This is a genomic window from Brucella sp. LJL56 (assembly GCF_054871705.1).
In genome coordinates this window covers 1,264,373-1,276,725 of the sequence record NZ_JBTXLQ010000001.1, presented here as the reverse complement: position 1 = coordinate 1,276,725, position 12,353 = coordinate 1,264,373, and the positions used below count along the sequence as shown (strand labels likewise).

Here is a 12,353-nt window from a genome sequence, read left to right as displayed (position 1 = left end):
TTTACTCCGGTCTGATAATCCGGTCGCGCTGGAGCTCTTCTTCCGTGCGCCCGGGGCGGCTTTTATAAACGGGCAGTGTCCAGCCAAAATAAAGTGCGCCCCCGCGAATGACAAACGCGGTCAAAGCTGCGGCGATTGCACATATGGCCGGTTCGATTTGCAGCCAGGCAAGCAGAACATAAAGACACGCACCGGCGAGCGACGCCGTGACATAGATTTCACGGCGCATCAGCACAGAGGGCTCGCCAGCCACCATATCGCGCAATATGCCGCCGAGCGTGGCTGTGGAAATGCCGGTCACGATAGCGACGGATGGTCCGAAGCCGAGCGCGAGCCCCTTGGCCGCGCCCAGTACCGTATAAGCCGCCATGCCGATGGCATCGAGCCAGAGCAGGACACGGTAGCGCGATTCGACCATATGAGCCGTGAAATAAACGAAGATGGCTGCCAGTGTACCAGCAAGCAGATAAGTGGGTTCGACAACCCAGAAAACCGGCGCGCCGAGTACAAGATCACGCAGCGTTCCGCCACCAATGCCGGTAATATTGGCAAGGAACAAAAAACCGATAATGTCGAGTTGGCGGCGCGAAGCGGCAAGAGCGCCGGTCGCAGCGAAAACGAAAACGCCTGCGAAGTTCAAAAACTCAGGAATCGTCACGCTGCCGGTCTCCTCCATACATCCGGTGACAACTTTTCACCGGTTCGCTGCAATAGCAATATGCACATTATTGCAAACTGGACAGCAGATATGAAAAGAGCGGCAGACAAAGTCGCCGCTCCAGGTTCATCAGTTATTACTGAAATCAGGCATTGCCCTCGGAAGCAGCCCCGCCACTATCGACAGCTACCTTCGGGCCTCCCTTTGACACACCGACCATAGCGGGGCGCAGAACCCGGTCGCCAATGGCGTAACCAGCCTGCACAACCTGCACGACGGTGTTGTTCGGCAGATCTGGATTTGGCACTTCGAACATGGCCTGATGGAAGTTCGGGTCGAACTTCTGGCCTTCCGGCTCCAGCTTGGTGACGCCGTGGCGTTCCAGAGCCTGTAGCATGGCGCGTTCGGTCATCTCGACGCCTTCCGCCAGAGACTTCAGACTGGCGTCAGTTGCCAGCGTATCGGCAGGAATAGCCTCGAGTGCACGGCGCAGATTGTCAGAAACCGACAGCATGTCACGTGCGAAATTGGTCACGGCATAGGTGCGTGCATCCTGCACATCACGCTGGGTGCGCTTGCGTAGATTTTCCATCTCTGCCGCAGCGCGCAATAACTGGTCCTTCAATTCGCCGTTGTCTGCTTCGAGCGCGAGAAGCCGGTTTGCGGTTTCATCAGCCGCGTTTTCCGCTTCGTCTTCCGCAACCTCGGCGCTGGCTTCCGCCTTGCGCGCTTTCAGGAAATCGGCGGCAGCCCGGTTCAGCGCCTCACGATCCCTTGGATTGTTGATGTCGCGCTGCTCAAGATCGGGGTTCTGGGTTTTGTTCTTTTCGTCAGACATAATGCTTCTTCCGTCTTGAATATCTTCTGGGGCGGATATCGAGTTTCATACCATTAAAATCAAGGCTTAATTTCTGCTGACCCGGTAAGATTGGCATCTCACCGCAACAGCCTGGACACGATCTGCGCCGTATAGTCCACCATCGGAACGATACGTGCGTAATTGAGACGGGTCGGGCCGATGACGCCGAGCGCCCCAATCACCCGCTGTTCGCTGTCACGATAAGGCGCAACCACCAGCGACGAGCCGGACAGCGAAAACAGCTTGTTTTCCGAGCCGATGAAAATGCGCACACCCGAACCGGTTTCGGCCAGATCCAGAAGCTGGACCATGCCGTCCTTGGTTTCCAGATCGTCGAACAGATGGCGCAGGCGCTCGATATCTTCCTGAGCGTGAATGTTTTCCAGAAGATTGGCGCGGCCGCGCACAATCAGCCGTGACGGCTGGTCCGCACCGGTACCACCCCAAACGGCGAGGCCCTGTTCGACAAGTTCCTGTGAAAGCTGGTCCAGTTCCTGACGGGTTTCCTCCATCAGCACCTTCAGCTCGGCCTTGGCTTCGGAAAGCGTATGGCCGTGAATATGGGCGTTGAGGAAATTCGAGGCTTCGACCAGTTGCGATGCGCTGATGCCGACCGGCAGATTGATGACGCGGTTTTCCACATCGCCATTCTGCATCACCAGCACGGCAAGTGCACGGGTCGGCTCCAGCCGCACGAATTCGATATGCTTGAGCGCGCCTTCCGTCTTGGTGGCGAGCACAAGGCCGGCGCCACGCGACAGGCCCGACAGAACCTGACTTGCCTCGGTCAGCACGCTTTCCACCGAATTGCTGTTTCCGGCGGCGCGCACCTGCGCCTCGATGGACGAGCGTTCGCCCGGCGGCAGATCGCCGACTTCCATAAAGGCATCAACGAAAAAGCGCAGGCCGATTTGCGTCGGCAGACGGCCCGCCGATATATGCGGCGCATAGATCAGGCCCAGATGTTCCAGGTCGCTCATCACATTGCGAATAGTGGCAGGTGAGAGCGAATGCGGTAGCAGGCGGGACAGATTGCGGGACCCCACCGGATCGCCGTCGTTGAGATAGCTCTCGACGACCAGCCGGAAAATTTCGCGCGACCGCTGGTCGAGCGAATTCAGAAGCTGATGTTCAGGCGATTTCATCATGATAGAGCGGCGAACCTGTTGATTGCTTGCCCTAAATATAAGGTTGCGGCGCGAAGCGTCAAAGGCTTTAGCTCCAGACTGGCATTCCTCTCAACACTTCTCGACATGTCTTTGGGTTATCGAAGCGCAAAATTCCTTTCTATTTGCGCTCGGGGAGCCTAAAAAGCCGCACGGAAAACTTTGAATCCCAAAAAACTCGATCAAGGAATTTGATATATGCGTCCATCCAAGCGTGCTGTCGACGAAATGCGCGCCGTCTCTTTCGAGCGCGGCATCTCCAAACATGCGGAAGGCTCCTGCCTGGTCAAATTCGGCGATACGCATGTTCTGTGTACGGCAAGCCTTGAGGAAAAGGTGCCGGGTTGGATGCGCAACACCGGCAAGGGCTGGGTCACGGCGGAATACGGCATGCTGCCGCGTTCGACCGGCGACCGCATGCGCCGCGAAGCCGCCGCTGGCAAGCAGGGCGGACGCACGCAGGAAATCCAGCGTCTGATCGGACGCAGCCTGCGCGCCGTCGTGGACATGCAGGCGCTTGGCGAAGTACAGATCACGGTGGACTGCGATGTCATTCAGGCCGATGGCGGCACGCGTACGGCAGCCATTACCGGCGGCTGGGTGGCGTTACATGAATGCCTGAGCTGGATGGAAGCGCGCCAGATGGTGCGGGTCGAGAAGGTTTTGAAGGACCATGTCGCAGCCATTTCCTGCGGCATCTATGAAGGTGCACCGGTTCTCGATCTGGATTATGCGGAAGATTCCGTCGCCCAGACCGACAGCAATTTCGTCATGACCGGCACAGGCGGCATCGTTGAAATTCAGGGCACTGCCGAAGGCACGCCTTTCTCGGAAGAAGAGTTCCTGAACCTGATGAAGCTGGCGCGCAGCGGTGTCGATCGCCTCGTGTCGTTGCAGAAGATGGCGGTAGCTTAAGAGCCCGAATCAAAAAAGCGTATTTGCAGCCGCACAGGACGACTTTTGGAACAGGCTCTGATAGGACAGTGTCTGCTCCATCTGAATGACGAGACCTGATCCATGCGCGCTGCACGTATTCTTGAAACGGCACTCTATGTTCGCGACATCGCGGAAGCGGTAAAATTCTATCGCAACACGATGGGGCTGGAATCGGTGGGCCAGATCAGCGAACGCAACGCTTTCTTCCGCTGTGGCGAGGGCATTTTGCTGCTCTTCAAAGCGGAAGAAACCTTGAAGCCGCCTTTGCCCGGCCACCTGCCTGTTCCACCGCATGGCACGACGGGGCCGGGTCATGTATGTTTTGCCGCAAGCCGCGCTGAGATCGAGGGCTGGCGGGAACATCTGGAAAGGCATGGCGTTGCCATTGAGGCCGATTTTGATTGGCCTAATGGCGCACATTCGATTTATTTCCGCGATCCGTCCGGCAATTCGCTGGAGATTGCCGAACCCAAACTATGGAATTGAAAATGAGAACGCTGGAAAAGGGCAAGCTGATTGTCGCCTCGCACAATGCGGGCAAGCTGAAGGAATTCGACGGGCTGATCGGCCCGTTTGGTTTCGATGTCAGCTCTGTTGCGGCACTTGGCCTGCCGGAGCCGGATGAGACCGGCACCACGTTTGAGGAAAACGCCTATATCAAGGCCTTTGCCGCAGCCGAAGCCACCGGGTTGCCCGCCTTGTCCGACGATTCCGGCCTGATGGTCGATGCATTGGACGGCGAGCCCGGCGTCTACACCGCCAACTGGGCCGAGACTGAAGACGGCACGCGTGATTTCGACATGGCGATGCGCAAGGTCGAGGATCTTCTGCAGGAAAAGGGTGCCACGGGCCCAGACAAGCGCGGCGCGCGTTTCGTCTCAGTCATTTGCCTTGCATGGCCGGATGGCGAAGCGGAATATTTTCGCGGAGAGGTGGAAGGCGTGTTGATATGGCCTCCACGCGGCACGACCGGTTTCGGCTATGATCCGGTGTTCCTGCCGGACGGCCATGACAAGACCTTTGGCGAAATGACCGCCGAGGAAAAGCATGGCTGGAAGCCGGGCGACGCTTCGGCCTTGTCGCACCGCGCCCGGGCCTTCAAGCTTTTTGCCGAAAAGGCGCTCAACGTGGAGCAGGCTTCCGCAAAATGAACAAGCTCTTTCCCCATTTGCAGGCAATTGATGCTGCCAGCGCGTTTCCTATCGCGCGGGTAAACGGGGAAAATGCGTTCGGCGTTTATGTGCATTGGCCGTTCTGTCTGGCCAAATGCCCTTATTGCGACTTCAACAGCCATGTCCGTCACAAGCCGGTGGATCAGGCTCGTTTTTCCGAAGCGTTCCGGCGCGAGATGGAAACGCTGCGCGAACGCACCGGCCCGCGCACCGTCACCAGTATTTTTCTGGGCGGCGGCACGCCATCGTTGATGCAGCCCGAAACTGTGGGCGCGCTACTCGACAGTATTGCGTCGCATTGGACTGTCGCACCGGACATCGAAGTGACGCTGGAAGCCAACCCGACCAGTGTGGAGGCCGACCGTTTTCGCGGCTATCGCGCGGCAGGCGTCAATCGCGTGTCGCTCGGCATTCAGGCGCTAAACGACCCCGACTTGCGCCGTCTCGGGCGCATGCATTCGGTCGAGGAAGCGAAGGCTGCCATTCGTCTGGCGCGCGAGATTTTTCCGCGCCTGTCCTTCGATCTGATCTATGCGCGTCCGAACCAGAGCATCGAGGCATGGCGTCAAGAGCTGAAGGAGGCCATCGGACTGGCTGCCGATCACCTCTCGCTCTACCAGCTTACGATAGAGGAAGGTACGCAGTTCTATAATCTCTGGAAGGCCGGAAAGCTGACCACGCCGGAGCCGGATCACGCCGCAGCGCTCTATGAGGAAACGCAGAGGATTACGGCAGAGCACGGTCTTCCGGCCTATGAAGTTTCCAACCATGCGGTGCCGGGGCGTGAGTCCCAGCACAATCTCGTCTATTGGCGCTATGGGCAATATGTCGGGATCGGTCCCGGCGCGCATGGCCGTTTCGTGGAAAATGACGTTCGCACCGTAACGATTACGGAAAAGCATCCGGAAACCTGGCTCGACAAGGTTGAGCGACACGGCCACGGTATTATCGAGGAAGAATATCTTGATGGCGGGCAGGAGGGCGACGAGTTCCTGATGATGGGGCTTCGTCTGCGCGAAGGCATCGATCTGGATCGCTACAAGCGGCTGTCGGGTCACGATGTTGACCAGAAGCGTCTGGCGAAACTGATCGCTGAGGGCATGATCGAGCCGATGGGCGGCAGCATCATTCGCGCAACGCCGGATGGTGCGCTGGTGCTGGATGCGCTCGTGGCCGATCTGGCCGCATAAAGGACGTAGAATGACGGAAGAAACAGGCGCCCAGAATATTGGCGACGCACGGCGCGATTATGTGGTGGGCGGCACGGCCATGCGTGCCCGTCCGCTGGAGCCCGCGCTTTATATTGTGTCGACGCCGATCGGCAATCTTGGCGACATGACGCTGCGCGGCATCGAAACGCTGGCTTCCGTCGATATTCTGGCCTGTGAAGATACGCGCGTAACCCGCGTTCTTCTCGACCGCTACGGCATTTCCCGCCGTCCGATCAGCTATCACGAGCACAATGCCGCAGAAGCCGGTGAAAAGCTGATTGCGGCGCTCACAGCGGGCAAAAGCGTTGCGCTGGTGTCTGATGCCGGTACGCCGCTCGTTTCCGATCCCGGTTTCCGTCTGGTGGGCGAAGCGCGCGAGGCGGGTATTCGCGTCGTTCCTATTCCGGGAGCTTCCGCCGTTCTGGCCGCACTTGCTGCTTCGGGCTTGCCGACCGACGCCTTCATGTTCTGCGGCTTTCTGCCGTCCAAGCACGGGCAAAAGCAGACGAAGCTCGAAAGCCTCAAGGGCATCGATGCAACGCTGGTGTTCTATGAATCGCCAAACCGGACAGCGGCGACGCTGGCGGAAATGGCTGAAGTGTTCGGCCCGGATCGTATGGGCGCGCTCTGCCGCGAACTGACCAAGGCTTACGAGACCATTCGCACTGCACCGCTGGGCGAGCTTACAACGGAATTTGACGGCGAGGATCGCATTCGTGGCGAAGTCGTTCTGCTGGTCGGCCCGCCGACAGGCAACACCATTCCGCAAAGCGAGGAAGACATCGACAAGCTGCTCCTGTCACTTGCCGACGAGCTGCCGCCATCCAAAGCTGCAGGCGAGGCCGCGCGCATGACTGGCGGACAGAAATCGGTTCTCTATCAGCGCCTCATGCAACTGAAATCGGATCAGCGATGACAGACCTCCGCGAGAAAAAGCGAACTGCTTTCTTTCGCGGACACACCGCCGAACGCTTGGCTTCCGTGCTTCTTCTTCTGAAAGGCTTTCGGATTATCGCGCGGCGCTATCGAACGCGACTTGGCGAAATCGATCTGATCGCGCGCCGAGGCAATCTGGTGCTCATCGTCGAGGTCAAGGCGCGGAGCAGTCTGGAAGCAGCGCAATTGGCCGTCACACCGCAGGCCATGCGTCGTATCGAAGCCGCAGCCGATCTCTGGCTGCAACGCCAGCCTGACCAAGCCCGTCTGTCGTTGCGTTTCGACCTGATTGCCGTGCTGCCACGACGGTGGCCCAAACATGTTCCGGCATTCTTCACGGCCGGAAATTACCTATAAGCTTATGTAAATCCTATAAAAATTGTGGGGTATATTGGGATCATTCCGGGGAATGAAAATCCCGCAATCGGCTGTTTTGAGAAAAAGTGATGCTCGCCGTGATTTTCACGCGCAAGCCCGTTTCTTATAAATCTCCCGCTCTCCATGGATAATGGCGCCATCTTTTTACCAGATGCATTTCCGCACGCGAAACCGGTATCCACTTTCGCTGGAAATGCTCCCAAGGATCGCGCCGTGTCTCTACCGCAAAAGCGTTTACTGGCTGATTTTCCTGCCTTCTTCCGGGTGTCGGAAGAGGTGGTTGTCGTCGTTGGCGGCGGCGAGGAAGCTTTGAACAAGGCGCGCCTCGTGGCGCAGACATCTGCGCGCCTTCGCATCGTTGCCGAAGAAACGGAACATCATCTGGCCGATTTCATCGCGAACCATGGTGTGGAGCATGTTTCAGCACCCTTTGCGCCCGAACATGTTGACGGCGCAAAGCTCGTTTTCGTGGCGACCGGCGATGAAACTCAGGATCGCGCCGTTGCTGCCGTGGTCAAGGCCGAGAGGGTTCCGGTCAATGTCGTCGACCGTCCAGCACTTTGCGACTTCCTGACGCCTGCCATCGTCAACCGTGCGCCGCTGACGATTGCAATTGGTTCGGAAGGGACAGCTCCGGTTCTGGCGCAGATGGTTCGGGCACGTATCGATGCTGCCTTTTCGCCGCGCCTTGGTGAGCTTGCGCATTTCGCCGAGAGCTGGCGGCCGCTGGTCGAGCGCGCACTGCCCAAGGGGCTGGCGCGCCGCAGTTTCTGGCGCGGGTTCTTTTCGGGCCGTGTCGCCAGCGCCATTGAAAGTGGCGACCACGTGGAAGCTTACAAGGCTGCAAGCGACCTGATCGAGCAGAGCGACAATGCTGCCGGTTATGTATGGCTGGTCGGCGCTGGTCCGGGTGCTGAAGACCTGCTGACCTTGCGCGCGCATCGCGCTTTGATGGAAGCCGATGTCATCGTGCATGATGCGCTGGTGCCGGAAGGCATCATTGCCATGGGCCGTCGTGACGCCGAGCGGCTTGCCGTCGGCAAGCGCAAGGGTTGCCATTCCAAAAGCCAGGAAGAGATCAACCGTCTGCTGGTTACGCTGGGGCGGGAAGGCAAGCGCGTTGTGCGGCTGAAATCCGGCGATCCGCTGGTGTTCGGGCGCGCAGGCGAGGAAATGGCAGCGCTGCGTGCCGCTGGTATCGGTTTCGAAATCGTGCCCGGCATCACTTCTGCCTTTGCCGCCGCTGCCGATATGGAATTGCCGCTGACGCTGCGCGGCGTCGCCTCGTCGCTGGTGTTCACGACTGGCCATGACATGACGGGTGATGTGCTGCCGGGCTGGGCGAAGCTCGCCGTCTCCGGTGCAACGATTGCCGTTTATATGGGCTCGACGGTCGCGGCATCGGTTGCCGCGCGGCTGATTGGTGCGGGCCTGCACGAAGATACCGCCGTGGCGGTGGTGGAAAATGCGAGCCGACAGGACAAACGCCTGTTCCATGGCACGCTGAAGGATTTGCCGGATCTGGAAAGCCGTAGGGAGCTTTCCGGCCCGGTCATGGTGATCATTGGCGATGCGGTCGCTGGTGCCGCAATCGATAAAGCCGAAGCGCTGGCTCTCAAGCCGGTTTCCGTCGCAGCCTAAGAGCGCATCCCGAAAAGTGTGCAGCGGTTTTCGGACAAGATGCGCTCAAAAACAAAAGTTTGGAGTTTGGAAATGGTCGTAAAAGTTCTCACTGCAAACCGGCTGATCGACGGACAGGCTGTGTGGCTCGGTGCCGATGGTTCGTGGCAGGAGACCATCGATGGCGTGCTGATCGCCCGTCACGCCGAAGCGGTTGCGGCACTTGAAGATGCCGGCAAGGTTGCAGCGAAAGCCAATCTGGTCGTTGATGTGAATGTGATCGATGTCGAGGAGCGCGAGGAGGGGCTTTACCCGATCCGCTTGCGCGAGCGCATCCGCCTTTCCGGCCCGACCATCGTGACCTTTGGCGATTTGCCACTCGAAAAGCCTGAATTGAAGCGCGCCTCCTGAATTTGGATTAAACCATGTACCGTTATGATGAATTCGACCGCGATTTTGTTGCGGCCCGCGTCGCCCAGTTCAAGGATCAGGTTGAGCGCCGCCTGACTGGCGAGCTGACCGAAGACCAGTTCAAGCCGCTGCGTCTGATGAACGGCCTTTATCTGCAATTGCACGCCTATATGCTGCGCGTGGCAATCCCCTATGGCACGCTGTCGAGCCGCCAACTGCGCAGGCTTGGGTCGATTGCCCGCGTCTATGACCGTGGCTTCGGCCATTTCACCACGCGCCAGAATATCCAGTATAACTGGCCGGCCCTGAAGGACGTGCCGCGTATTCTGGAAGAGTTGGCGGAAGTCGAGATGCACGCTATCCAGACCTCCGGCAATTGCATTCGCAACGTGACTGCCGACCATTTCGCGGGCGCTGCCGCCGACGAAGTGGCCGATCCGCGTCCTTTCGCCGAAATTCTGCGTCAGTGGTCGTCGCTGCATCCAGAGTTTTCCTATCTGCCGCGCAAGTTCAAGATTGCCATTGTCGGCTCGGAGCATGACCGTGCTGCCATTCAGGTGCATGACATCGGCTTGCAGTTGAAGAAGAACGAGGCAGGTGATCTGGGACTGGCAGTCTATATTGGCGGCGGTCAGGGTCGCACGCCGATGGTGGCAAAGAAAATCCGCGACTTCCTGCCGATCGAGGACATGCTGACCTATGTGACGGCAATCGTGCGCGTCTATAATCTGCATGGCCGTCGCGACAACAAGTTCAAGGCGCGCATCAAGATTCTCGTCCATGAAACGGGCGTCGAAGAGCTTACCCGCGAGATTGATGCCGAATGGGAAGATATCCGCCACGGTGAGCTGAAGCTGCCGCAGCGCGATATCGACGCCATCGAAAGCTATTTTCGCATGCCGAACCTGCCGCAACGGCCGGAAGGCTGGGAAGTGCTGGCCGTTACCCAGAAGGCCGATGCGGAATTTGCAAGCTGGGTGGCGCGCAATGTCACACCGCACAAGAACCCGGATTATGCGGTCGTCACCATTTCACTCAAGCCCATCGGCGGCATTCCCGGTGATGCAAGTGCTGAACAGATGGAGCTGGTGGCGGATATTGCCGAAACCTATTCCTTCGATGAAATCCGCGTCAGCCACGAACAAAATCTGGTTTTGCCGCACGTGGCCAAAGCTGATCTCGCAGCCGTCTATGATTTGCTGCAATCGGATGGTCTGGTGACGCCGAATGCCGGTCTCATCACCGACATCATCGCCTGCCCCGGTCTTGATTACTGCGCCCTTGCCAATGCGCGTTCCATTCCGGTGGCGCAACGTATTTCCGAGCGCTTCGGCGACCAGCAGCGCCAGCTTGAAATCGGCGATCTCAAGATCAAGATTTCCGGCTGCATCAATGCCTGCGGCCATCACCATGTCGGCCACATCGGCATTCTGGGCGTCGAGAAAAAGGGTGAGGAACTTTATCAGATCACGCTTGGCGGTTCGGCGGACGAGCATTCGACCATCGGTGACATCACTGGTCGCGGCTTCTCGTCGGAAGAGGTGGTTGATGCCATCGAAACGGTAGTGGACACCTATCTGTCCTTGCGGGAAAGCCCGGATGAAACCTTCCTTGCCGCCTATCGCCGCGTTGGCATGGAGCCGTTCAAACGCGCGCTTTATGGAGAAATAAGCCGTGCAGCTTGATGCTGAAGAAAGTGCCAGCGCCGAAGCCCGCCTTCTGGAGGCAAGCCACGGTGCGTCTACCCCGCAGGAAGTGATCGCGCTCGTCACGCGCGAACTTTATGAGGGGCAGATCGCGGTCGTCTCCTCCTTCGGGGCGGAATCGGCGGTGCTTCTGCACATGATCTCGGAAATTGATCCGGCGACACCGGTTCTGTTTCTCGATACGGGAAAGCACTTTCGGGCAACGCTCGATTATCGTCATGATCTGGTGGACCGACTGGGATTGACCGATGTGCAGGATATCCTGCCGCTTGAGGATAGTCTCAAGGCGGACGATCCATTTGGCGCCCTGTCGATGACCGACAAGGACCGCTGCTGCTTCATCCGCAAGGTCGAGCCGATGGCGCGTGCCGTGGCCCCTTATCGGGCCTGGATGACGGGTCGCAAGCAGTTTCAGGCTTCGACGCGCGAAAGCCTGGCAACGTTTGAATCGGTCGGCCCGCGTATTCGTATCAATCCGCTGGCGCGTTTGCAGGCAGCCGATCTGAAGGCCTATGCCGAAAAACATGATCTGCCGCCGCATCCCCTGACCGGGCAGGGCTACCGTTCCATCGGCTGCATGCCCTGCACGCGGCCTGTGAGCGACGGCGAAGACCAGCGTGCCGGACGCTGGGCGGGATCGGAAAAGACAGAATGCGGCATCCATCTGTCGGGTCTGTCCGACAGCTTGAAGAATCTGGGAGCAGGTGACCGGAAATGAGCGATATCAACGAAACCAAACTCTGGTCTGCCGATGGCTTTCGCGAAGACGATTATGTCTTTGCCGACGATCTTGAAGCGGCGGGCGATGCCCCGGCGATCATCATTCCGCTGGCCGTCTGGCTTGGACTGGATGAGGAGCGCCGCCGCGCCTCCAATCGCCGGATCGGCGTTTCGGTTGCACCGGGCGAAGCCATCGAACCGCTGCTGGGTGATCTGGGCAGCCTGCCGCTGATCGCCTTGCAGTTCCCGGCCTTCAATGACGGTCGCTCCTATTCCAAGGCCGAGATTTTGCGCCGCGAGGGGTTTGCGGGTGAATTGCGCGCCATTGGCGATGTGCTGATCGATCAGGCCGCCCTGATGCTGCGCACGGGCTTCGATAGCCTGCAGGTGACGAACAAGGTTGCCCAGAGCCGCCTCGGCGAAAATCGTCTTGTCGATACGCCCGGCTATTATCAGCCCGGACGCGGTTCCGTGCCGGAAGGCGGGTTTGCCTGGCGTCGTGTCCAGGCAAGTTAGGCACATCGCTCAAATTTGCCATTTTTCTGCGCGCTTTGATGCGCTAGACACGCCTCAATAGTTT

At 58.8% G+C, this 12,353-nt stretch carries 14 protein-coding genes; 11 read left to right on the top strand and 3 right to left on the bottom strand.

The genetic code is table 11. The annotated features are described in order from the left end of the window. Window position 1: 1 nt before the first annotated feature. The 3 genes from ACYSN1_RS06180 to hrcA form a co-directional block, all read right to left on the bottom strand. Complete coding sequence (locus ACYSN1_RS06180; RefSeq protein WP_461724852.1) at window positions 2-658, bottom strand: trimeric intracellular cation channel family protein; 657 nt, start codon at window positions 656-658, stop codon at window positions 2-4. Between the two features lie 145 nt (window positions 659-803). Next, a complete protein-coding gene (gene grpE, locus ACYSN1_RS06175) occupies window positions 804-1,496 on the bottom strand; it encodes a nucleotide exchange factor GrpE (RefSeq protein ID WP_461724851.1) in 693 nt (230 codons plus the stop codon). Between the two features lie 98 nt (window positions 1,497-1,594). Continuing rightward, window positions 1,595-2,665, bottom strand: coding sequence for a heat-inducible transcriptional repressor HrcA (hrcA, locus tag ACYSN1_RS06170; RefSeq protein ID WP_461724850.1), 1,071 nt, complete (start codon window positions 2,663-2,665; stop codon window positions 1,595-1,597). A 216-nt stretch (window positions 2,666-2,881) separates the two neighbouring features. On the opposite strand from hrcA, the gene rph reads away from it, so the two are divergent. From rph to ACYSN1_RS06115, 11 genes are all read left to right on the top strand, one after another. Beyond that, the gene (gene rph, locus ACYSN1_RS06165) at window positions 2,882-3,598 is read left to right on the top strand and encodes a ribonuclease PH (protein ID WP_140020309.1); all 717 of its coding nucleotides are present in this window, start codon (window positions 2,882-2,884) and stop codon (window positions 3,596-3,598) included. 102 nt (window positions 3,599-3,700) lie between these two features. Then, window positions 3,701-4,105, top strand: coding sequence for a VOC family protein (locus ACYSN1_RS06160; protein WP_461724849.1), 405 nt, complete (start codon window positions 3,701-3,703; stop codon window positions 4,103-4,105). 2 nt (window positions 4,106-4,107) lie between these two features. Further along, window positions 4,108-4,770: an RdgB/HAM1 family non-canonical purine NTP pyrophosphatase gene (rdgB, locus tag ACYSN1_RS06155; RefSeq protein WP_461724848.1), complete on the top strand. Its 663-nt coding sequence runs from the start codon at window positions 4,108-4,110 to the stop codon at window positions 4,768-4,770. Continuing rightward, on the top strand, window positions 4,767-5,981 hold the full coding sequence (gene hemW / locus ACYSN1_RS06150; protein WP_461724847.1) for a radical SAM family heme chaperone HemW: 1,215 nt from the start codon (window positions 4,767-4,769) through the stop codon (window positions 5,979-5,981). Before rdgB ends, hemW begins: the two co-directional genes overlap by 4 nt. A 10-nt stretch (window positions 5,982-5,991) precedes the next feature. Continuing rightward, window positions 5,992-6,918, top strand: a complete 927-nt coding sequence (gene rsmI, locus ACYSN1_RS06145; RefSeq protein WP_461724846.1) for a 16S rRNA (cytidine(1402)-2'-O)-methyltransferase — start codon at window positions 5,992-5,994, stop codon at window positions 6,916-6,918. Further along, window positions 6,915-7,295, top strand: a complete 381-nt coding sequence (locus tag ACYSN1_RS06140) for a YraN family protein (RefSeq protein ID WP_461724845.1) — start codon at window positions 6,915-6,917, stop codon at window positions 7,293-7,295. Before rsmI ends, ACYSN1_RS06140 begins: the two co-directional genes overlap by 4 nt. Window positions 7,296-7,529: 234 nt before the next feature. Continuing rightward, complete coding sequence (cysG, locus tag ACYSN1_RS06135; protein WP_461724844.1) at window positions 7,530-8,957, top strand: siroheme synthase CysG; 1,428 nt, start codon at window positions 7,530-7,532, stop codon at window positions 8,955-8,957. A gap of 72 nt (window positions 8,958-9,029) precedes the next feature. After that, window positions 9,030-9,347, top strand: coding sequence for a DUF2849 domain-containing protein (locus tag ACYSN1_RS06130; protein WP_461724843.1), 318 nt, complete (start codon window positions 9,030-9,032; stop codon window positions 9,345-9,347). Between the two features lie 14 nt (window positions 9,348-9,361). Further along, entirely contained in the window at window positions 9,362-11,032 is a 1,671-nt protein-coding gene (locus tag ACYSN1_RS06125) for a nitrite/sulfite reductase (RefSeq protein WP_461724842.1), read from the top strand. Then, window positions 11,022-11,771 carry a phosphoadenylyl-sulfate reductase gene (locus ACYSN1_RS06120; protein WP_461724841.1) on the top strand — a complete coding sequence of 250 codons (750 nt, stop codon included), beginning with the start codon at window positions 11,022-11,024 and terminating at the stop codon, window positions 11,769-11,771. The genes ACYSN1_RS06125 and ACYSN1_RS06120 overlap by 11 nt, the downstream gene beginning before the upstream one ends. Next, window positions 11,768-12,289, top strand: a complete 522-nt coding sequence (locus tag ACYSN1_RS06115) for a DUF934 domain-containing protein (RefSeq protein WP_461724840.1) — start codon at window positions 11,768-11,770, stop codon at window positions 12,287-12,289. Before ACYSN1_RS06120 ends, ACYSN1_RS06115 begins: the two co-directional genes overlap by 4 nt. The last annotated feature ends 64 nt before the right edge of the window (window positions 12,290-12,353 follow it).